This is a genomic window from Ectobacillus polymachus, from assembly GCF_048159605.1.
Classification (GTDB): domain Bacteria; phylum Bacillota; class Bacilli; order Bacillales; family Bacillaceae_G; genus Ectobacillus; species Ectobacillus polymachus.
The window spans coordinates 69,845-91,252 of record NZ_JBLREB010000003.1 but is presented as its reverse complement, the minus strand read 5'-3'; the positions used below and the strand labels follow the sequence as shown (position 1 = coordinate 91,252).

19 protein-coding genes are annotated in these 21,408 nt (G+C 38.2%); 1 reads left to right on the top strand and 18 read right to left on the bottom strand.

The features are described 5' to 3' along the window. Window positions 1-203: 203 nt before the first annotated feature. The 13 genes from ACM5BR_RS14455 to ACM5BR_RS14395 all read right to left on the bottom strand — a co-directional run bounded on the left by ACM5BR_RS14455 (window position 204) and on the right by ACM5BR_RS14395 (window position 13,987). The gene (locus ACM5BR_RS14455; protein WP_416828696.1) at window positions 204-1,436 is read right to left on the bottom strand and encodes an MFS transporter; all 1,233 of its coding nucleotides are present in this window, start codon (window positions 1,434-1,436) and stop codon (window positions 204-206) included. A gap of 221 nt (window positions 1,437-1,657) precedes the next feature. Continuing rightward, window positions 1,658-2,173: an OsmC family protein gene (locus ACM5BR_RS14450; RefSeq protein ID WP_416828694.1), complete on the bottom strand. Its 516-nt coding sequence runs from the start codon at window positions 2,171-2,173 to the stop codon at window positions 1,658-1,660. A gap of 108 nt (window positions 2,174-2,281) precedes the next feature. After that, on the bottom strand, window positions 2,282-3,007 hold the full coding sequence (locus ACM5BR_RS14445) for a DsbA family oxidoreductase (RefSeq protein WP_416828693.1): 726 nt from the start codon (window positions 3,005-3,007) through the stop codon (window positions 2,282-2,284). Window positions 3,008-3,116: 109 nt separating this feature from the next. Beyond that, window positions 3,117-3,692 carry a TetR/AcrR family transcriptional regulator gene (locus ACM5BR_RS14440; protein ID WP_416828691.1) on the bottom strand — a complete coding sequence of 192 codons (576 nt, stop codon included), beginning with the start codon at window positions 3,690-3,692 and terminating at the stop codon, window positions 3,117-3,119. Between the two features lie 189 nt (window positions 3,693-3,881). After that, window positions 3,882-4,424, bottom strand: coding sequence for a signal peptidase I (gene lepB / locus ACM5BR_RS14435; protein WP_416828690.1), 543 nt, complete (start codon window positions 4,422-4,424; stop codon window positions 3,882-3,884). 42 nt (window positions 4,425-4,466) lie between these two features. Then, the gene (locus ACM5BR_RS14430) at window positions 4,467-5,063 is read right to left on the bottom strand and encodes a TVP38/TMEM64 family protein (protein WP_416828689.1); all 597 of its coding nucleotides are present in this window, start codon (window positions 5,061-5,063) and stop codon (window positions 4,467-4,469) included. 171 nt (window positions 5,064-5,234) lie between these two features. Next, complete coding sequence (locus ACM5BR_RS14425) at window positions 5,235-5,813, bottom strand: competence protein ComK (RefSeq protein WP_416828688.1); 579 nt, start codon at window positions 5,811-5,813, stop codon at window positions 5,235-5,237. Window positions 5,814-6,077: 264 nt separating this feature from the next. Then, window positions 6,078-7,355 (bottom strand): isocitrate lyase, encoded by a 1,278-nt coding sequence (gene aceA / locus ACM5BR_RS14420; protein ID WP_416828687.1) that lies wholly within the window; start codon window positions 7,353-7,355, stop codon window positions 6,078-6,080. A gap of 49 nt (window positions 7,356-7,404) precedes the next feature. After that, complete coding sequence (gene aceB, locus ACM5BR_RS14415; RefSeq protein WP_416828686.1) at window positions 7,405-8,994, bottom strand: malate synthase A; 1,590 nt, start codon at window positions 8,992-8,994, stop codon at window positions 7,405-7,407. 188 nt (window positions 8,995-9,182) lie between these two features. Further along, complete coding sequence (locus ACM5BR_RS14410; RefSeq protein WP_416828685.1) at window positions 9,183-10,442, bottom strand: M48 family metallopeptidase; 1,260 nt, start codon at window positions 10,440-10,442, stop codon at window positions 9,183-9,185. A 133-nt stretch (window positions 10,443-10,575) separates the two neighbouring features. Then, window positions 10,576-12,114 (bottom strand): fatty acid--CoA ligase family protein, encoded by a 1,539-nt coding sequence (locus tag ACM5BR_RS14405; RefSeq protein ID WP_416828684.1) that lies wholly within the window; start codon window positions 12,112-12,114, stop codon window positions 10,576-10,578. 142 nt (window positions 12,115-12,256) lie between these two features. Beyond that, entirely contained in the window at window positions 12,257-13,243 is a 987-nt protein-coding gene (locus tag ACM5BR_RS14400; RefSeq protein WP_416828683.1) for a lipoate--protein ligase, read from the bottom strand. Window positions 13,244-13,252: 9 nt separating this feature from the next. Then, entirely contained in the window at window positions 13,253-13,987 is a 735-nt protein-coding gene (locus tag ACM5BR_RS14395; protein ID WP_416828682.1) for an MBL fold metallo-hydrolase, read from the bottom strand. 246 nt (window positions 13,988-14,233) lie between these two features. Here ACM5BR_RS14395 and yhfH point away from each other — a divergent pair, with 246 nt between their 5' ends. Continuing rightward, a complete protein-coding gene (gene yhfH / locus ACM5BR_RS14390) occupies window positions 14,234-14,365 on the top strand; it encodes a protein YhfH (RefSeq protein WP_416828681.1) in 132 nt (43 codons plus the stop codon). A 125-nt stretch (window positions 14,366-14,490) separates the two neighbouring features. On the opposite strand, the gene ACM5BR_RS14385 is transcribed toward yhfH, so the two are convergent. The 5 genes from ACM5BR_RS14385 to hemH all read right to left on the bottom strand — a co-directional run bounded on the left by ACM5BR_RS14385 (window position 14,491) and on the right by hemH (window position 21,405). Continuing rightward, entirely contained in the window at window positions 14,491-15,507 is a 1,017-nt protein-coding gene (locus tag ACM5BR_RS14385) for a LacI family DNA-binding transcriptional regulator (protein WP_416828680.1), read from the bottom strand. Between the two features lie 168 nt (window positions 15,508-15,675). After that, window positions 15,676-18,162 (bottom strand): YhgE/Pip family protein, encoded by a 2,487-nt coding sequence (locus tag ACM5BR_RS14380; protein ID WP_416828679.1) that lies wholly within the window; start codon window positions 18,160-18,162, stop codon window positions 15,676-15,678. A gap of 77 nt (window positions 18,163-18,239) precedes the next feature. After that, window positions 18,240-18,812, bottom strand: coding sequence for a TetR/AcrR family transcriptional regulator (locus tag ACM5BR_RS14375; RefSeq protein WP_416828678.1), 573 nt, complete (start codon window positions 18,810-18,812; stop codon window positions 18,240-18,242). Between the two features lie 221 nt (window positions 18,813-19,033). Continuing rightward, window positions 19,034-20,443 carry a protoporphyrinogen oxidase gene (gene hemY / locus ACM5BR_RS14370; RefSeq protein ID WP_416828677.1) on the bottom strand — a complete coding sequence of 470 codons (1,410 nt, stop codon included), beginning with the start codon at window positions 20,441-20,443 and terminating at the stop codon, window positions 19,034-19,036. A 23-nt stretch (window positions 20,444-20,466) separates the two neighbouring features. Then, window positions 20,467-21,405: a ferrochelatase gene (gene hemH, locus ACM5BR_RS14365; RefSeq protein WP_416828676.1), complete on the bottom strand. Its 939-nt coding sequence runs from the start codon at window positions 21,403-21,405 to the stop codon at window positions 20,467-20,469. Between the last annotated feature and the right edge of the window lie 3 nt (window positions 21,406-21,408).

The window sequence follows — 21,408 nt, the reverse complement described above, 5'->3', positions numbered from 1 at the left end:
TCCTCTCTTTGAACACCCTTCTGTTTTTTGATTATATACTGATAAAGGTAATACAGGCCTGTTAATTCTGCGGCTTTGAAGTAAATCTTTTTCCCTTCTACGTTGAAGATAACAGTTTTACGGATTCATCTAATTCAGCGATATAGATACTTCCGTGTTCTGATGTATGTTCAACTAATAACTATGAACTGATGTTCAAGGTTTTATTCAACCCTAAGCTTTTCATCACGTCTAAGCAAAATCATAGCCCAAATTCCTGCTATCGGACCAATAGCGAGAATGGAAAATACCAACTGCCATCCTAATAGAGGTTCTAAAACAGGAATTAAATAGATTGAAATCACCGTAAATAGAAATCCGATGGCCATTTGAAAAGTAAGAGCAGTTCCCACATACTCTGATTCTGCGAGATCTGCTACCACTGCTGAAAATTGACCTGAATCAGCAACGACCGACATTCCCCAGATTACTGCGACAATGACAGTAAACCAAATTGAACGTCCAAAAGTAAAACCAATACATATAGAAGAAACGCTACTTATTGCCATGGCTATCATCGAAAGGCGTGCCTTCCCAATCTTGTCCGCATATATTCCACCGACGATACATCCGATTGCACCCGAAAGTCCTATCGTTAAAAAAGAAAACAACGTGCTCATCTCTTGTAAGGAGGTTCCGATCAACGATATTTTGAAGCTGGCTGTTAAAAAAGAAGGAATCCACGTCCACATAGCATACAATTCCCACATATGTCCGAAATATCCATAGTTCGCTAACATAACAGGCCGATTTTTAATTACCTTTTTGAGTATACCAAGTGAAACAGAGACTGATTTTCTAGATGACACCGGAGCTTCTGGAAGTGCCCACTGCATAATCGCAGCCGCAACTAGTGCCAACAATGAACTAACTACCATCATTACCTTCCAACTAACATCTGAAGTGAATAAAAGGAGAAAATGCGGCAATGATGAACCTAATGTAAGTGCAGCAATCAAAACTCCAATTCCAAATCCTCGTCTATTTTGAAACCACATGGATAATAGTTTTACTGCAGTTGGGTAGACACCAGCCATTGTAATTCCAGTACAAAATTGTAAGATCAATCCGATTTTCATCCCGGAACTTAGAATAAACAAACCATTTACGACAGCCCCTATTACACAAGAAATAGCAAATAGCTTTCTTGGATTAACGCGATCAGCAAGGCCTAGGAAAGCGCTAATGATAGCTCCAAAAATAAATCCAATTTGTACTGATGATGTAAGCCAAGATCCTTGTACAGCATCCATCCCCCACTCTTTTTCCAATTGAGGGAGAACAGCCGAAGCACTAAACCAGAGGCTTAAAGCGAATAATTCAGCTATTGCAATCCAAAATAGAGCCAGCCATCGATTAACGCGCTTATTTTTGGAGGTTGCACTAATCAAAACCATAATGCTTTTCTCCTCTCCTATCACAAATATTAATCAAGTAATACTTCTATCAGTGGAGATTTTCGACGCACAAGACGTACTAGCGCAGACGTTGCACGCTTGACGTCGCGAAGTTAGTCTGTATCATTTTCCCCACTGATAGTTAAAAGAAAGCTAGAATAATAACATCCTATTGTACACTTTTGTGGCCTGCATCATGCAGGTCACACCCAATCGGACCTTTACTTATTGTGGTTAAAAGTTGATTTCACATGAACGTTTCTTTCTAACGAATTCTTTACAGGAGAAAGTTTCATAACTTGTGAAATAATTTCCTCAATTTGAAGATCTTCTCCATCACTATCAACCTTAAAATGAGCATGGATTTCATCAAATCCAGAATTTCCTTCTCGTAATCCTAAAAATACTTTTAGATCTAAATCCCCTGAAACTTCAACTTCTAATGAATTTAATTGAATTCCCATTGTACTTGCCGCTGCAATAAACCCGATTGACATACAAGAACCGAGTGCACTTAATAAAAGCTCGACTGGATTTGCCCCTTTATTGGAACCTGATAACCAATTTGGTTCATCAACAAGAATAGGTGTGTGATCGCGGACTTCAGCTTGAGCGTGAAATCCATTATTCCATTTTACTGTAGAAGACCAGTTTGTAACGGCTTCATCAGGTTGTTTTTTATACTGCTCCACTAAATTTTGAATAACACTCATATCGATTCCATTTAAATTTTTCATTTTGCTCTCTCCTTCTTTTCATTTCAATACTAAATTTATAGGTTCGTTCCCTTTTGGGGGTAATTTCTTATAAAGAATCTGCTTTTAACTGCTTCTTTTAAAAAGTAGTTATTGTCGCAAAGCCATGCATCTGCCATCAGCGCAGCATGCATCGTCTCCACTGTCTAATGAAAGGTCTTGTAATTTCGGTGCAGGGTTCTCTTCTTCCCACACCTTTTGAAGTGCACCAGCAAATGTTTCCGTTGGCTGTGCGCCTGAAATGCCGTATTTTTGATTAATAATAAAATATGGAACTCCCCTGATACCGAATTGTTCAGCAGCGACTTCATCCTGTCTTACATCATTTGCATTAAGTTTCTTATCATTAAGAACTCTTAAAGCTTCCTTCCTATCTAAACATGATTCTTCTGCTATATCTGCAAGTGTTTCAATACTACCTAAATCCTTTGATTCAGTGAAATATGCATAGAGCAGTTTTTCTATAATAGCTGCTTCTTTTCCATTACGCTTTGCCCACTTTATTAGGCGGTGGGCGTTAAAAGTATTTGTTGGTTTCATTTCCTTAAAGTTAAAAGTTAGACCAACAGTAGCTGCCTGCTGGGCAATTCCCTTGGTAGTCTGCTTTGCTTGTTCAATGCTCATGCCATACTTCATTGAAAATTCCTCATAAATACTTCTTCCATTGTTTAATGAAGCATTTGGATCTAGTTCAAAGCTTTTAAATTCAACTTCTACTTGATCTTTATGGGGAAATTGGGCCAATGCCTCTTCTAATCTGCGCTTCCCAATATAACAAAACGGACAAGCAATATCAGACCAAACTTCAATTTTCACACGAACACCTCCGTACATATTTATTTTTTTCTTTCTGTACCTACCGGTCGGTACAGAAAGTAGTTTATCATACCGATTAAAAAATTGGCAAGTAAAAAATTACATGCCATTAAGAAAGGTTGTACTGCTTACGAATTACATCGATGACGTTGATTAAATAATCGATGTCTTTCTGGTTTTTCATTAATAAAATTCCACCTTCAATCATAGCTATCATTGCCCTGGCACTTTTTTTTGTATCGATTGTGGAATCTAATTGACCTTGCTTGACCATTTCATCTAAAGTTTCTTCTACAGCTCCAATCCAACGTTCAAAAATATATTGAATTTTCGAACAAAAGGTTTCATCATGTTCACTCATTTCAATAGCTAAATTACCCACAGGACAACCTGATTTATTTACCATTTCAGTATGAAAATTGAGTGTTCTATCAAGCATCTTGTTTAATTTAGCTGTAGGTTCAATTGGTGATTGAAAAATACCGATAATTAACTGTTGATCCCACTCTTGAACTATACTCTCTACAACGGCTAAACCTAGATCGTATTTAGAGGAAAAATAATGATAAAACTGACCTTTTCCAATATTAGCAGCAAGAAGAATATCACTTATAGATGTTGCTTGATAACCCTTAGAATAAATAATCGCTCTGGCAATTGAGATGATTTCTTGTTTTTTAGACATATTTACACACCTTCATCTTCAAATTTATTTCCTATATTATAGTATTATAATCTTCTCTTATTCAAGAATAGACCCTTAGATGGTATAACTTGACGGAGGTTTACAATACCAACACGAAGTAAAATCCTGTATGAATGAATACAGGATTTTGCTCAAACTTTATTTTAATTTTACAATTATGGCTTTGAATCAAAACCGAACTTGTACTTCATTAATTGGCCAGTAGCGTAAATCTACTTTCCCAACAATTTGATGAATATCTACGAACCCAAATTTTCTACTATCCCAACTATCTAATCGATTATCACCGAGGACAAACACACAACCTTGCGGAACTACCTTTTTCCCTGTTACTTGTGTTAGTGTGAAATCTTCCGTAAGAAATCCTTCAGAAAGTTGGTTTTTATAAGATTGTAAAAACGGTTCATCTACGTACACGCCATTTATATAAAGTTTATCCTGTTTATATTCAATACGGTCTCCCGGTAAGCCAATAATACGTTTCACATAGTCTTCCTGCGGATTTGCATGAAAGACAATCACATCGAAACGATGCAGCTCTCCAACTTGATGAAGTGCTTTATTGATAACGATTAAATTTCCGTCCTGTAAAGTTGGCATCATGGATTTCCCTTGTACTACATACGTTGAGAAGAAAAAGGTTCGAATGGATGCTGCTAAAATAATAGATACTCCTATCGTCTTAACCCAAAAGAGATAACCACGCTTCATAATGATTCCTCCTCATCCCATTTACAAACAAGCCTAAAGAGCTTATTCTTCTACAACCATCTTTGCCTCTATCCTTTTTCCAGCAAGCCACAATATACCGATAATAGCTAAGAAAAGTAAAGCTTTGAATGGCTTTTGAAAAAACGCTTCCCAATCATTACCAATGACACTCATTCCAAATATCATGACAGCTTTTCCAAGCAGCAGTGCTAGTAGAAATTGTTTTTTACTTATAATCGAAAGTCCTGCTACAACGGTTAATAAAGCTGAAGGAGAGAAGGGGATACAATAAAAAATAAACATCGGAGCAAAGCCTTTCCTTTTCATTGTATGCATAGCAGCTTGCATTTTGGGATGTCGATGAACAAATGCGAAAAATTGATGTTGTCCGAAGTGTCGAATGAGTAGAAATAATAGCATGGCACCCGTGCAAGAGCCAATCCATGAATACAAAAAGCCAATGAAAAGCCCATGAACCGCAGCATTTACCATTACAAAGGCAAGCAGCGGTAAAAACGGTAAAAATGCTTCTAAAAACGGCAATCCCATACTAAAAAACGGAATCCATTCACGATACGTTTCGAAAATATGTTGTATACTCTCGGTAGAAAGTGTATCCTTCCAAAGTTCCACATCCATACAACTCACATTCTCCTTATTCAGCTTTTATCTATTGTACCATCATTTGAGAGTTTTTCTAAGCATGATCCAGCCGTACTTCATGCAGGTTACATACATAATACTACATAAAAAAGAATGTTCCAAAAAGACACAATGCTTAGTGGAACACTCTCTTTAAAACAAGAAATCCTATTCGTCACACTCCGCAACATACATTTTTTCATGCTCCGATGTGTGTTCAAATAGCTCATTCTGGTTCGCAAACTGAAATGACTTTACCTCCCGTCTGTCCTTGCGGTCTTCGAATGCTGAACGAAGCTGTGCAGTTCGGTGAAGCTGATTGTCAAATGAGACTTTTGAAATTTCCATTTTAATCATTTTATGATTACTGAATTTAATAAGAAGGGTATTATGTGGAAGAGGTTTACTTGCTGTTATATGAAAGTGGGATAACCATGCACATTCTTTCCTTGTGTATGACAATGTTGAGAAAAAATATAAATTATCAGTAGGACTGATACAAATCGGGGCTTTGTGTGTCACGCCAATGAGTTCCTTCGTTCCTTCTTTTCTACCAGAAAAACTACTACCATAATAGCGGCAGCTCTGTTCAATTACTTCAAATGGCCTCTTTAATACAAGAAACTCATCTTCTTCCTCCATAACACGAGAAATAATACGTTCATCCTTACCGACTAGCGGAAGAATGGCAATCGTCCTTCGATTGAGAATATACTCCTTCAAAAACTTTTCCATATTTCCTTTCAATCCTTTCACTCCTTTTTACAGAATATTTACTATTAAATCTTACATTTGGATTATACTATTTTATATTCTATCAAGAATAGTTATTTTCAATATTTTTACATTTTTATAACATAATACAAATGCAGATCTTTCTCGTCTAAAGTATGTATATAAATAAACACTAATCCTACCAATATTTTACTACAAAAGATTATGCGCATAAGAAAAGATGGATGGGAGCAAGATTATAACTCGCTCCCATCCATCTTTTATTCTCATATTCTCTTATTTTGTAAATTGTGCTTCTTCTGTTGAACCTGTCAATGCTGTTGTAGAAGATGTTCCACCTGTAACAACTTGTGCTACTTGGTCGAAGTATCCAGTTCCTACTTCACGTTGATGACGAGTTGCAGAGTAGCCGTGTTCTTCTGCAGCAAATTCTCTTTGTTGCAATTCAGAATAAGCAGCCATGCCACGATCTTTGTAGCCGCGTGCTAAGTCGAACATGCTGTAGTTTAATGCATGGAATCCAGCAAGTGTTACGAATTGGAACTTGTAGCCGTATGATGCAATTTGTTTTTGGAAGTTTGCGATTGTTTCATCGTCAAGCTTTTGCTTCCAGTTGAATGATGGTGAGCAGTTGTATGCAAGCATTTTGTTTGGATATTTAGCATGAATAGCATCAGCAAATTTCTTTGCATCTTCTAGGTTTGGTTCAGAAGTTTCGCACCAGATTAAATCTGCATACGGAGCATAAGATAATCCGCGTGCGATTGCTTGGTCGATACCTGCTTTTGTACGGTAGAATCCTTCTGTTGTTCTTTCGCCTGTGATAAACGGATGATCCGTAGGGTCGATATCACTTGTAATTAGGTTTGCAGCATCTGCATCTGTTCTTCCAACAATAATAGTTGGTACTCCCATAACGTCAGCTGCAAGACGAGCTGAAATTAGGTTACGAACAGCCGTTTGTGTTGGTAGCAATACTTTTCCGCCTAAGTGACCGCATTTTTTCTCAGAAGAAAGTTGATCTTCGAAGTGAACACCAGCTGCTCCAGCTTCAATCATGCCCTTCATTAATTCGAACACATTCAATTGTCCACCGAAGCCTGCCTCTGCATCAGCTACGATTGGTACGAAATAATCAACATCTCCGCTGCCTTCCATATGTTGAATTTGGTCAGCACGTTGAAGCGTTTGGTTAATACGTTTTACAACAGCAGGAACACTGTTTGCAGGGTACAAGCTTTGGTCAGGGTACATTTGACCAGCAAGGTTTGCATCTGCTGCTACTTGCCATCCGCTCAAGTAAATTGCTTTTAATCCAGCTTTTACTTGTTGCATTGCTTGGTTACCAGTAAGAGCTCCTAATGCATTAATGTAGTCTTCAGTATGAAGAAGATTCCATAGCTTTTCTGCTCCTCTCTTAGCAAGTGTGTATTCGATGTCAATTGAACCGCGAAGACGAAGTACATCTTCTGCTGAATATGGACGTTCTACCCCATTCCAACGTTCGTTTAATTCCCATTGTTCTTGTAATTGTTTCGCTTTTTCATTTGTCATGTTATTTATCCCCTTTAATGTTTTATAAGTCGTAAATTTTTACCTATTCTTAAAGCATTTCATACCCAGGCAGTGTAAGGAATTCTGTAAACTCATTGTTTTCAATTAATGAAGTAAATAGTTTCGATGCTTCTTCAAATCTTCCATTCTCGAACGCTTCATTCCCAACTTCAACTCGAATTGCTTCCATTTCTTCCCCTTGAAATGTATCAACTAGTTCGAATGTAATCTTCGTTCCATCCTCTAATTTACCTTCTGGATGGCGAATCCATTGCCAAACTTGAGCACGTGAAATTTCTGCAGTAGCAGCATCTTCCATAAGATTATGGATTGGAGCGGCCCCTCTTCCGCCAAGCCAAGATGCAATATATTGAATACCAACATTAATGTTCGTACGCAATCCTTGTTCAGTTATTGTTCCTTTTGGTACTTCTAGTAAATCCTGTTCTGTAACCGAAACATCTTCTCGTTTTCTATCAATCTGATTTGGAGTTTTCATAATACGATCGAAAACTTCCTTCGCAACTGGAACGAGCGCTGGATGAGCAACCCAAGTTCCATCATGACCGTCGTTTGCTTCTCTTTCTTTATCAGCTCGTACTTTTGCAAATGCATCTTCATTTGCTTGTGGATTATTTTTAACTGGAATTTGTGCAGCCATTCCGCCGATTGCCGGTGCATTGCGACGATGACAAGTTTGAATAACGCGTAGACAGTAAGCACGCATAAACGGCGCTGTCATCGTAATCTGTGCACGGTCAGGAAGAAGAACATCCGGACGTTTTGCGAACGTTTTAATGTAACTAAAAATGTAATCCCAGCGTCCGCAATTCAGTCCAGCAGAATGATCGCGTAATTCATATAAGATTTCATCTACTTCGAATGCTGCATGAATCGTTTCAATTAACACGGTCGCTTTAATTGTTCCATATGGAATGCCAACATATTGTTCGGAGAATGTGAATACATCATTCCACAATCGTGCTTCTAAATGAGATTGCAGCTTTGGAAGGTAAAAGTAAGGACCGCTTCCTTTTTCAATTAATGTCTTCGCATTGTGGAAAACAAAAAGTCCAAAGTCCATCAAGCCGCCGGAAATTTCTTCTCCATTGATGAGAACATGCTTCTCATTCAAATGCCAGCCTCTCGGTCTTACCTTAAGTACAGCAGTTTGTTCATTTAACTTATATTCTTTCCCATTTGGATTCGTGTAGGAAATCGTTCCGTTAACTGCATCGCGTAAGTTAATATGTCCTTCGATATTGTTTTCCCAAGTTGGAGAATTTGCATCTTCAAAGTCTGCCATAAAGAGACTAGCACCTGAATTCAAGGCATTTATAACCATTTTTCTATCAACAGGTCCTGTAATTTCTACGCGTCTATCTTGCAGATCCGTTGGAATCGGAGCAATTGTCCATTCACTATTGCGAATACTTTCTGTTTCTGGCAAAAATCGAAGCGTTTCACCATTGTTAATTCGTTCTTGCTTTTCTTTTCTTGCTTGCAATAGATCTTTTCGACGCGAGTTAAAACGCTCATGTAAAGCTCTCACAAAATTAAGTGCTTCGGGAGTTACGATTTCAGAATATGCTAATGAAAGATTTCCTGTAATCGTTACGCCTGACGTTTCTATTGCCATCTTTACTCTCCTCCACTTCACCTGTTTTATAACACATTTGTTATTTATGTTTATATTATATAACAACAATCACAGAAATAAAGTCTTTTTTTGAATTTTTTAACAAAAGAATCCTACATATTTTTACATGATTTGACAAAATAACAAAAAAAACAGTGCAAAATGCACTGTTTTACATCACTTTTATATTATTTCCCTACATCATAATTGTCTAAATATTCAATCCGTTCAAAAATTGTTGGATGTGTGTACAGAAAGAATTTCACTACAGGAGGCGGATTTACTTGGCTTAAGCTCGTTTTGGATAAATCTTGAAATGTGGCAACAGCAGCAACTTTGTCGTGCGTCATCTGCATTGCATAGGTGTCAGCAGCTCTCTCCTCGACTCGCGAGACGAAATTCGTCAATGGGCTAACTGCAAATGATAATACAGATGAAATCAGAAAGAAAAGTGGAATAATCGAAAAACTTCTTAACGATGGAATTTGCAGAATATGCTTCCATTTCCTTAGCATCCAAGAGAGAATACGGCTAAGCATATATAAACCAACAAATGATAAGACAATATATCCGGCGACTCCCCAATAAATATGCTTTTTAACGTAATGGGCCATTTCATGTGCCATAATAAACAGGATTTCATTATCATTTAGTTGTTTCAAAGTCGTATCCCATAGAACAATTCGTGAATTTTTACCGATCCCTGTTACATAGGCATTAAGAGAGTTTGTTTTCTCTGACATATTCACTTCATACACACGGCTTGCAGGAATATTTGCCTTTGCAGCCATCGTTAATATTTTCTGCTCTAGCTCTTTATTATGTAAAGGAGTAAATGTATTATAAAGTGGATCAATGAAGACTGGCTGAATAAACGTTAGAAATATCGTAAAGGGAATCGAGAGCGCCCATGCATAGACCCACCAGCGCTTTTCACTTTTTTTGATAAGCCATAGAAGTACACCTAGTACAACAAACATAAGAGCGAAGTTTATCCAAAAATCTATTACTTGATCTCTTATCCAGCTAGCCATGGACTGTGTCGTAATATGATAGGATTTCGATATCTCATACCCGATTACTTTCAGTGGAAGAGCAAGCAATGTCGTTAGGAGAGAAAGTTGAAAATAGTATAGAAATAGCTGTAAGATCTTGATTTTCGTTGCTTGTTTTGCCCATGCTTCAAATCGTTTTGAAATACCAATGACAAGGATAAACAACAGAAAAATCCATTCTAATGGAGCCGATACAAAATATAAGAAGTATTTAATACTCGAATACTCCTGACTAAGCAGAAGCTCTCTTGCATTCATGAATGTTGCAGGATCTGCATTCGTTCCCTTAAATCCCGCTGGAATGGCTCCATTCGTTCCGTAAAATAAGTACCAATACATAAACAGCTCAAACACCACATAAAACAGCAAGGACCAACCTATAACTTTCTTCATGCCTTACCCTCCTCGATGTCCCAACAATACCCTATTATTACTATTTTAGGTCCCTGTCCATTAAATTAGAACAGAACGTTCGCAGAATGTAAAAAACTATCAGAAGAAAAGCCTTCTGATAGTTTTTACCTGCTTATCCTTTTTTATTATGTGCCAACGATTCTCGAAGCGCGCGTCGTAATATCTTCCCCGTCGTATTTTTAGGGAGTTCTTCTAAAAATGTAATCGAGGATGGTACTTTATACTTAGCTAGATGGGCGGAGCAATAATGAATGAGTTCCTCCTCACTGGCTGAACATTCATTCATTACTACGTAGGCTTTTGCTACTTCTCCATAGCTTTCATCTGGTACACCTATTACAATTGCTTCCGATACAGCTTCATGCTTGTACAGTACCTCTTCAATTTCCCGCGGATATACGTTATAGCCTCCCACAAGGACTAAATCCTTTTTGCGATCTACAATGTAAAAATAGCCTTCCTCGTCCATTCTCGCAAGATCGCCTGTATACAGCCAACCATCACGTATTGTTGCAGCAGTTTCTTCTGGCATTTTATAATATTCTTTCATTACATTGGGACCACGAACAATCAACTCGCCCACTTCTCCTAATGGCACCTCTTCCCCTAGCTCGTTAACCACCTTATTTTCTACATTCCAAATACTTGTACCAATGGATCCTGGTTTTCGAGGACGGTCGAGCGGATTAAAGCATGTAACAGGTGAAGCTTCCGAAAGACCATATCCTTCAGAAACTCGAACATGAAAAGTTTTCTCGAAATTTTCAAGAAGGGCAACTGGCAAAGAAGCTCCTCCTGATATACAAAGACGTATATGTTGAAAATCCTCCTCATGACCGTTTCGTAGTTGATATAAGAAGTTGTACATCGTCGGGACACCAGCAAATACGTTAGCCTTATATTGCCTTGCCACACGAAATACATCCTTTGGACTAAATTTCGGAAGGATTATAATCGTTGCACCGCTGACAATTGGAGCATTTACTACAACCGTAAGGCAAAAAACATGAAACATTGGAAGGGCTGCGATTATCTTTTCCTGCTCGCTAAATTGCAAATAAGCTGCAATATCACGGGCGTTGCTATATAAATTATAATGGGTAAGGACAGCACCCTTCGGTTTTCCCGTTGTACCAGATGTATACAAAATAACCGCTGGATCATCATCATCAATACTCGGTATATTTACAGTTAGGTTTCCTTCCGCTATTAAACTTGTAAACGTTTTCATTTTTTCGTTACATGGTAGCTCTGTAGATAAAGTAGCACATACGATGATATATTCCAATGCTGGCAATTGATGTTCAATTTCTTGGATTTTTGGCAGCAGTAAATCAACAGCAATGATTGCTTTTACATCCCCATTTTGTAAAATATATTGAAGCTCGTCTACAGTATAAGAAGGATTAATTGGAATGACAGTTGCACCAGCAAGCATAGCACCGTAGCTCCCAATGATAAAATACGGGGAATTTCCAACAAGCAAAGCAATGTGATCACCTTTACGAATGCCAAGATCAAATAATCCACTTGCAAATTTCGTAACCGCATCGTATAAATCAGCATAGGATGTTTCCTTATCTTCAAAAACAAACGCCGTTTTACTCCCTTTCTCTCTTGCCGTTTTTCCTAGAGAATAAACAAGATTCACTAGAAAAGCCCCCCTTTCAATTTTTTCCATAAATTACAATTTCATTATAATCGATAGAAAAATAAAGAAGCAAGCTATATTCATAGAAGAAAAAAAGAGATCATCTTCATATTACATGATGACCTCTTTCTCTCATGTCAAATTAGAAAAACAGCGTTAGAAACTCTTCTTTTGTAAGGCTACCAAAATATTCTTTCACGTTAATATGGCCTAGTGCAGCTAAGAAACTATCCTTGTCGAATTTTTCACCAACAATAGCCGCTTCAATATCCTTTACATCCTCTACGCCAAAGAAATCACCGTAAATTTTGCACATTTCTACAATCCCTTTATTCACTTCTAAACGTACATCGATTTGCCCAACCGGAAAACGATGAGAATGCCGCAAATTAAACTTCGGTGATTTTCCATAGTTCCAATCCCAATTTCGATAGCGTTCCTCGGACAACTTATAAATAGCAGTCCAATCATTCTCGGTAAGCTCATAGGTTGGAACTGCTTCGTTATTAAAAATGGATTGCAGCAGCAATTGTCGGAATTGCTCTATAGTCATATCTTGATCTAATAGCTCCCGAATATTTGCTACGCGGCTACGAATAGATTTAATCCCTTTCGACTGAATTTTATCCATTTTTACATTAAGAGCCGCTACCACATCATCCATATGCGAATCGAACAAAAGGGTCCCATGGCTAAACATTCTTCCTCTTGTTGAGAACTGTGCATTCCCTGATATTTTCCGTCCTTCGGCCATTATATCGTTTCGTCCGCTTAACTCTGCTTGTATACCAAGACCGTGCAGCGCATCGATTACAGGTTCGGTAAACTTCTTAAAGTTATGAAAGCTTTCCCCGTCATCTTTCGTAATAAAGCTAAAATTTAAATTTCCGAGGTCGTGATAAACAGCTCCTCCGCCTGATAAGCGGCGCACAACATGAATACCATGCTCCTTCACATAGTCTGCATTAATTTCTTCGGCTGTATTTTGATTTTTCCCGATAATAATTGACGGTTCGTTACTATAAAAAAGCAAATACGTTTCGTCTATATTTAGGTTTTTTAAGCAATATTCCTCGATAGCTAAGTTAATGGTTGGATCTGTAATTCCTCTATTGTCAATAAAACGCATACTTTCACCTCAATTATTCCAAGTATATCCTCCATGCGCTAAAACGATGTGACCATCGAACGTTTTGCTCGCTTCCTTCACTAAATCAGATTGCTCTCTAACATGAGGCAGATGTGTTAACAACAATGTATCCACGCCTGCTTCCTTGGCTATCATTCCTGCCTCGGTACTATTTAAATGCCCTGCTCTCGCACCATCTTGATCTGCATACATATTACATTCACATATGAAAAGATTGGCACCGCTTGTAAATGGAGTCAGCTCAGGGAAAAAGCTCGTATCTGCAGTATAGACGACTGTATCTTCTCCTGCTACGATACGCATCGCATAACAAGGTGCAGGATGAATGGTTTTTCTAAATGTAATGGAAAAAGGACCAATTTGCAGTGATTTTGTTGGGTCGTATCCCATACCCTTCGTAAATTTCTCGTGGGTTAACGATTGAAAGCCCTTCTCATCTTCTACATGACCATAAATAGGTAATTCATGTAATGGTGTTCCTGTAACCGATTGAATAAGACGAGCATATTGCAATACCCCAATATCTGCCACATGATCATGATGATAATGAGAAAGAAGTACTGCATCTAAATCCTTCACATCTATGTAAGATTGTAATTGTGATAAAACACCGCTACCGCAATCAACTAGTAATCGAAATCCATCGTGTTCAAACAAATAACCTGATGTTGCTCCGCCTGCTTCTGGATATCCGCCCCAAAATCCTACTACTGTTACTTTCATTCGTCATCATCCTTTCTTTAAGGCTAGTTTCTCATTTCCCTTTAACTATAATCGATTTTTATGAAATTTTCATTTTTCTTTATGATTGTTATAAAACAGTTATTGACTTTGTTTATTTGTACTACTACAATAAGTGATACAGAGCATATAATGTTAAGGAACGTAAATACTACAAGTGTTCTACCAGATTGCTATTCTTCATGAGTAGCAGACTAGTAGTGCAATAACAAAGGGGGAAGGGACAATATGCTACAAAGTCCAATGGAGTTCTTTAGAAATTTACCTGCTAAAAAATGCACGGAATGTGGGAAGGAAATTAACGAGCAAGCTGAGGCTTACCACAATAAATGCGAAGATTGCAATCACAAAGAGGTTTAATACTTGCGGCTTTCATTAATCTAGGAGATTCACATAGTATGTTAAAATATAAGCTCCCTTATATAGGGGGCTATTTTTCTGTACTAGTCTGATAATCAATAAAAAAAAGCCTAGCAAACCGTTTGCTAGGCTAATCGAATCATAGTTTTTGATGTTGAGGATTCTTTCACAAGAAGTTCAAGATCAAATTCAAATACTTCTTTTTTTCGATAGTTTCGAGTGTTAATTTTTTCCAACATAAGTTCCATTACTTTCTTTGCCATTTTATTTACTGGCTGGCAAACCGTCGTAATAGCTGGGTCCATAATATCAGATAGAATTTGATTATCAAATCCTACAATCGCAAGTTGGTTAGGAATACTCCATTTATTTCGCTTTGCTTCTGAAATAATACCTGCGGCTACTTCATCTCCACCTGCAAAAACAGCGGTAGAAGGTTTTGGCATTTTTATAATAGCTTGAAAGACCTTTTTACCATCTTCAATGTCGTAAGCGTTATCTAGAAAATCGATCGTATCGACTTGATTTTTATACTCAGAAACGGCTTGGACAAACCCTTCCTTTCGATGCTGCACAACCATGCTTTCTTCGCTGCCGCTACAAAATAATAAACGACGATGGCCTTGTTCAAGTAAATGCTTCGTAGCTATGTACGCCCCTTCTTTTTGATTAAACTTCACCGTTGGGATATTTGCTTCTTCTGCATATTCATTACACAAGACAATGGGTCCATACTCTAAATAAGGCTCTACCTTCTCCCATTTATTTTGTAAAGAGCACAAAATAATTCCGTCCACTTGCTTAGAAGAGAGAAGCTGTAAATATTCCATTTCTTTTTCTGGTAAATATCTAGTTTGACAAATGATGAGCTTATATTTATATTCTGATGCTTCTATTTCGAGTGATTCTATTAATTTACTAAAAAAGGGATTTGTCACCCGAGGAACTAACACTGCAATCGTTTCCGTCTTCTGCTTACGTAATCTTCGTGCAGCAGAATTCGGGACAAAACCTAGCGTGTTCATAGCAACGATTACCCTTTTCTTCTTGTCCTCAGAAACATACGGATGGTCATTTATGACTCGTGAAACGGTTGTCCGGGATAAACCGGCCAATTTTGCCACGTCTTCAATTGTTGACACCAATCTCTCCCCCTTATAATCTGAAAGCGCTTACCATTCTAACATTATATAGCAGCTAGTTTGAATTTTCAACAGTAAATATCAATTTTTTGTAAATGTTCTACTTAATTTATACACATATAAAAAAACTTCTAAAGGTTTCCCCCTAGAAGTTTTTTTGAATTTGTATTATTTTTCTTCTTCTGTTCTCGTAAATTGACGTTTATGAAGTACAGATAAAGCGGCAACGGTTGCTGCTGTAAACAGTACAATATACAGCATAAGAATACCTATATTTTGCCACAAGAAGCTATAATCTCCACTTGAAATAGCAGCCTTAAATCCAAATACACTATACGTCATTGGCAACCATGCATTTAGCGGCTGTAAGGAAGCTGGAAGTAATTCGAGTGGGAATGTTCCAGCACTCGTTGTAAGCTGTAAAATTAAAATGATAATCGCCATAAAGCGACCAGCATCGCCAAGAGCTGTTACGAAAAATTGTACAAGTACAAGGAACGTAATGCTTGTAACTATACTTATTAGGATAAACATTGGAATGCTTTGGACGTGAATTTTTAATCCCGCCAGCAAGATCAAGTCGGCTATAAGTGATTGGAAAATACCGACACCTACTAATATACCAAACTTGCTAACAAACCAGCTAAATCCTGTTTTTGGTATACCTACTGTTTCACGCATTGGGAACACAATACTAATAAGAAGTGCTCCGACAAATAAGCCTAGTGATAGAAAATATGGTGCAAATCCAGTTCCATAGTTAGGAACTTCGTTTACTTTTTCTGTTTTCAATTGTACAGGACTTGCAAACATTTGATAGGTGTCCTGATTGGCTTTAATACTTCCTGTTTCTTTGGCTCCATCGCCTAGCTTATTACTTAGTTCCCCTGCTCCATCATTTGTTTTCGTTAGGCCATCTGTAATTTGTCTTGAACCATTTGCTAATAACGGTGCCCCATCTTTCATTTCACCAAGATTACTTGTTAATTGACCAAGTCCATCTGTAATTTGGTTTGCTCCATTTACTAATAATGGCGCTCCATCCTTCATTTTACCAATACCACTTGTTAATTGACCTGAGCCTGCTGCTAATTGATTTGCTCCGGTTGTCACTTGCCCAAGACCTGTTGTGATCATATTCGATCCGTCTGCTAACAACGGTGCTCCGTCTTTTATCGTACTCAGATTATCTGTTAATTGACCTGATCCTTCTGCTAATTGACTTGCTCCTGTTTTCGCTTGTTCAAGACCTATGCTTAAGTCACTTGCTCCTTTTGCTAATACTGGTGCATTTGTCTTTAAGTCATCTAGTCCACTTGTTAATTGATCAGCGCCTGCTGCAAGGGAAGAAGCACCTTTGCTAATATCACCTGCTTTAGCAGCTAACGCACTTGTACCATCTGCTACTTGCTGTGTACCAGCAACAACCTTTTTATTTCCATCGATTGCTTTTTGCATAGCTGCTTTTAATTGACTTTTATATGGTTCTGGCAGTGCATCTAGTTGCTGATTGATTTGCGAAAGTCCATCACTAACTTGCTGGGCACCATCAGATGCTGCTTTAGCACCGCTACTAGCTTGGTCGGCTTTAGCTTTCCACTGAGATGCTCCATCCGCAAGCGAAGTTGCTCCGCCACTTATGCCTTGAGCACCTTTATAAAGCTTCGGTGCGTTAGCATTTAATGTATTTAATCCATCTGATAACTGTAAAGAACCATCATATAATTTTGGCAACCCACTGTTTAGCTCACCTAAACCATTTGTGATTTTTTGCGAGCCTGCATACAACAATGGTGCTCCTGAACTCATTTCGTTAAGTTTACCTGATAGTTGCTCCGAACCTGCTAATAACTGAGAAGCTCCGTTACCTAATTCTCCTAGCTTATTTGTAATCGTTTGTGAGCCGTCGTATAAAAGTGGTGCTCCTGAACTCATCTCATTAAGACCACTTGATAGCTGCTGTGAACCTGTTAGTAGCTTAGATGATCCATTATATAAGAGTGGTGCTCCGTCGCTTATTTTATTTAAATTATCAGATAGCTGTTGTGATCCATCTTTTAATTGACTGGTTGCATCATGTAATTGACTTGCTCCCTTGCTTCCATCTTCAAATCCAGTAGAGACCTTCTGCAAATTTGCAAACATTTTCTCTGCATAGGTTGCAGATAAGGTACTTCCTATTTCTTCTTTTATCTTTTCAACTGCGGATCCTCCAATTTGTGAGGATAAGAAATTGGCGCTTTCATTCGGAACATATTCCAATTGAAGCTTTTCTGGATGATCCTTTAGCAGCGTAGTAGCATTTTCTGAAAAATTAGCTGGTACACGTACCATCATATAATACTTGCGATTATGCAATCCATCCATGGCTGTTTTTTCATCAACAAATTCCCATTTAAAATTATTATCCTTTTTTAAATTGTTGATAAACTCGTCTCCAACGTGAAACGATTCGCCATCCTCTACTGCGCCTTTGTCCAAGTTCACAACCGCTACTGGAAGATCCTGCAAATGGCTATATGGATCCCAAAACGCCAACAGGAACATCCCCGCATACAATATAGGTACAAACAGCACCGCAATAATTGGAATTAATAATCTTTTATTCTTCAAAATGGCTAAGAATTCTCTTCCTAGCAGCGTGAATCCTCTCATTGTTTCTATCTCCTCCTGTCTAAAACGATTGACCATTATGTCCATTTAGTCATTCTTGTCGTAAGAAGAAGGATTATCTATTCTGACAATCCTTTCAGCAAATATTTCTCGAATAACTGAGCGATATGCTCCTTTTCTAACGGCTTATGGGTTTGTTCCCAATCAAATATAAGAGCAATGTATAGGCGAATCATAATAAAAGCCGTTATCTCAGTTTCACATTCTTGAATCTCGCCCTTTTCAATCGCTTTCTCCAGCTTAGCTTGAATAAATGTAATCATTGCATCATCAAGTTGTCGCATTACATCCCGTACTTCTGGAGTGCCTATTTCTTTTTCTTCTTGAACAAGCTTAATCATCAATTGATGTTCCTTGCGAAATTCAAGAATACTATAAAGAGCACGATGCGCGTTCTCGAAAAAAGGTTTATCTGGATCAATTGCTTCATTTGCAACTTGCTTCATTTCTTCAATAAGACGGGAAGTGATTTCACCAAACAATTCCTCCTTATTTTTGAAAAATGTATAAATCGTTCCCTTTCCTACATTTGCTAACCTAGCAACTTGCTCCATGGTTGTCGCCTTATAGCCATAGGATGCAAACGATTTTGAAGCTGCTTCTAAAATTGATCGTTTTCGATCTATCGCCAACTTCTCACCCCCTTCAAAAATGACCATATGAACAATCCGGTCAATTGGTACGAATGAATCATAACATAGTAAAATAAATAGCACAAGAAAAAGACGAAATCAATATAGGATGATTTTACTAGAGGAACTTAGGAAAGGATATTTGTTGAACTCACAAATTGTAACGTACAGAAAATTTGTCCCATAGGCCAGTTCGCTGACTTATGGGACATCCCTAACAGTTAAAGTGGTTTTTGTTCCTTTGAAATGTATTGCAGAACTTGCTTTACCGCTGCTTCTCCTTGATCGATACAGTCTGGTACGCCGGCACCGCGATAAGAACTTCCTGCTACGTAAATACCGGGCAGTTCTTTCTCCATAAAAGCGGTTAGCTGTGCCAAACGTTGTTTGTGTCCAACCGTATATTGCGGCATTCCTTGTTTCCAACGAGATACTATCGCAAATTCAGGATTTGCATCAATGTCCATCGTTTTCTTTAGATCTTCCATCACAATACTTACAATTTCTTCATCCGATTTCTCTACAATTTCTTCATCGCCCGGTCTTCCTACATAGCAACGAAGTAATGCTTTTCCTTTTGGCGTGGTATGCGGCCATTTTTTGTGTGTCCATGTGCATGCTGTAATCCTGAAATCACTATTTCGTGATACAACAAATCCCGTTCCCTTTATATCACGTGTAATTGCCTCTTCTGAAAAGGCTAGCGCTACATTGGCTACTGTAGTAGATGGAATGGTATGAAGAAATTGAAACCCCTCATATTGCGGCAATAGATTTGCTAATGATTGATGTGGTGCAGCAACAATAACAGATACTGCTTCTATCGCTTTCCCATTACTAAGCTGCAATACATAACCATCGTCCTTTTTTTCTATTCGTTCTACCCGTGTACTCTTTAGCACAGATCCTTCTTCAAGATGCTGTTCAACAGCATCTGAAAGAGTTTGCAAACCAGAGCGCAGCGTTTGGAATATTCCCTTTGGCTTGCTCGTTTTACGAACTGGCGGAGCAAGTGTTTTCATACCTAATACGATGCTTCGATGTTTTTGCTCAACCTGATAGAACTGAGGGAAGGTTGCCATTAAGCTCATCTCATCAATATCACCAGCATAAATACCGGAAAGAAGCGGTTCAATTAGATTTTCTACTACTTGATTACCAAGTCGTCTACGGAAAAAATGACCGAGAGATTGATCATCTGCAGCTTTAGAACGAGGGAGAATAAAATCAAAGCCTGCTCTCAATTTTCCAAGAGGAGAAAACATTCCAGAAAACAGAAATGGTTGTATTTGTGTTGGAATCCCCATCATACTGCCTTGCGGAATACTATGCAGCTTTCCATTCACTAACACATAAGATTTCCCTGTTGCATTGTTTACAAGCTCACCTTCTAATCCCACTTCCTTAGCCAAACGGCTTGCACTTGTCTTTCGCTCTAAAAAGGAATCCGGTCCTCTTTCAATGACAAAGCCATCCTTATGTACCGTTTTAATTTTTCCGCCTAGCTTAGCAGTGGATTCGATAAGTAACACTCGTAAAGGCAACTGCAGGCTATGTATCTCCTTTTGTAAATAGTAAGCGGCTGTGAGTCCAGCAATCCCGCCACCGATAATCACAATCTGTTGTTCCATGATGGTTCCTCCTCTTGCTGCATCTATTTCGAGATCGCGACTGTTTTATTTATAACGATTTGGGCTAAGCAATCAATAAATTCGGCCTTGGCATTAGGCATCTCTGGACGATAGTAGCTTGCACCGACTTTATCGGTAACTGCCTTGCACTCCACATCGTTATCGTATAAAATTTCTAGATGATTAACAATAAATCCTACAGGAGCGTATACAAATGCCTTATAGCCATGTTTATTATATAAATCTAACGTTAAATCCTGTACATCTGGTCCAATCCATGGGTCAGGTGTATTACCTGCACTTTGCCAGCCTATAGCATAATCAGTTATACCCGCAGCTTTCGCAATAAGCTCTGCTGTTTCTTTCAACTGTTCAGGATAAGGATCCCCTGCTGCAATTATCTTTTCTGGCAAGCTATGAGCTGAAACAATTAAGATAGCATGTTCACGTTCTTCTTGCTGCATAGATGCATACGTTTCTTTAATCTTTGTTGCCCAATAAGCAATAAACTTAGGCTCCTTATACCAGCTTTCTATACTATAAATAACAGGACCGCCAAGCTTTGCTGCTTCTTCTTTCGCACGGCCGTTATACGATTTAACACTGAATGTAGAATAATGAGGAGCTAGCACAAGGCTAATCGCTTCCTCAATGCCATCTTTATGCATTTGCAAAACGGCATCTTCTACGAATGGTTCAATATGCTTTAATCCTAAATACATATGAAACTCTATTTCATCCTGTATTTCATTTAGTCTTGCTTCTAGCTTAGTGGCTTGTTCTTCTGTAATTTTTGCAAGTGGTGAAATGCCGCCAATTGCGCGATATCGTCTTTCTAGATCTTCTAGCATTTCAGGAGTTGGCTTTCTTCCTCGACGAATATGCGTATAATATCGTTCAATGTCTTCTTCCTTGTATGGTGTGCCATACGCCATTACGAGTATACCTATTTTCTTTTTCATGCT

Bases quoted from the DNA above. Each gene is read 5' to 3' on its own strand.
- hemY (WP_416828677.1), bottom strand. From the start codon at position 20,443: ATGGAACAACAGATTGTGATTATCGGTGGCGGGATTGCTGGACTCACA.
- ACM5BR_RS14400 (WP_416828683.1), bottom strand. From the start codon at position 13,243: ATGCGTTTTATTGACAATAGAGGAATTACAGATCCAACCATTAACTTA.
- ACM5BR_RS14430 (WP_416828689.1), bottom strand. From the start codon at position 5,063: ATGGATGTGGAACTTTGGAAGGATACACTTTCTACCGAGAGTATACAA.
- aceA (WP_416828687.1), bottom strand. From the start codon at position 7,355: ATGACAAATGAAAAAGCGAAACAATTACAAGAACAATGGGAATTAAAC.
- ACM5BR_RS14380 (WP_416828679.1), bottom strand. From the start codon at position 18,162: ATGAGAGGATTCACGCTGCTAGGAAGAGAATTCTTAGCCATTTTGAAG.
- hemH (WP_416828676.1), bottom strand. From the start codon at position 21,405: ATGAAAAAGAAAATAGGTATACTCGTAATGGCGTATGGCACACCATAC.
- ACM5BR_RS14450 (WP_416828694.1), bottom strand. From the start codon at position 2,173: ATGAAAAATTTAAATGGAATCGATATGAGTGTTATTCAAAATTTAGTG.
- ACM5BR_RS14440 (WP_416828691.1), bottom strand. From the start codon at position 3,692: ATGTCTAAAAAACAAGAAATCATCTCAATTGCCAGAGCGATTATTTAT.
- ACM5BR_RS14455 (WP_416828696.1), bottom strand. From the start codon at position 1,436: ATGGTTTTGATTAGTGCAACCTCCAAAAATAAGCGCGTTAATCGATGG.
- lepB (WP_416828690.1), bottom strand. From the start codon at position 4,424: ATGAAGCGTGGTTATCTCTTTTGGGTTAAGACGATAGGAGTATCTATT.
- ACM5BR_RS14395 (WP_416828682.1), bottom strand. From the start codon at position 13,987: ATGAAAGTAACAGTAGTAGGATTTTGGGGCGGATATCCAGAAGCAGGC.
- yhfH (WP_416828681.1), top strand. From the start codon at position 14,234: ATGCTACAAAGTCCAATGGAGTTCTTTAGAAATTTACCTGCTAAAAAA.
- ACM5BR_RS14410 (WP_416828685.1), bottom strand. From the start codon at position 10,442: ATGAAGAAAGTTATAGGTTGGTCCTTGCTGTTTTATGTGGTGTTTGAG.
- aceB (WP_416828686.1), bottom strand. From the start codon at position 8,994: ATGGCAATAGAAACGTCAGGCGTAACGATTACAGGAAATCTTTCATTA.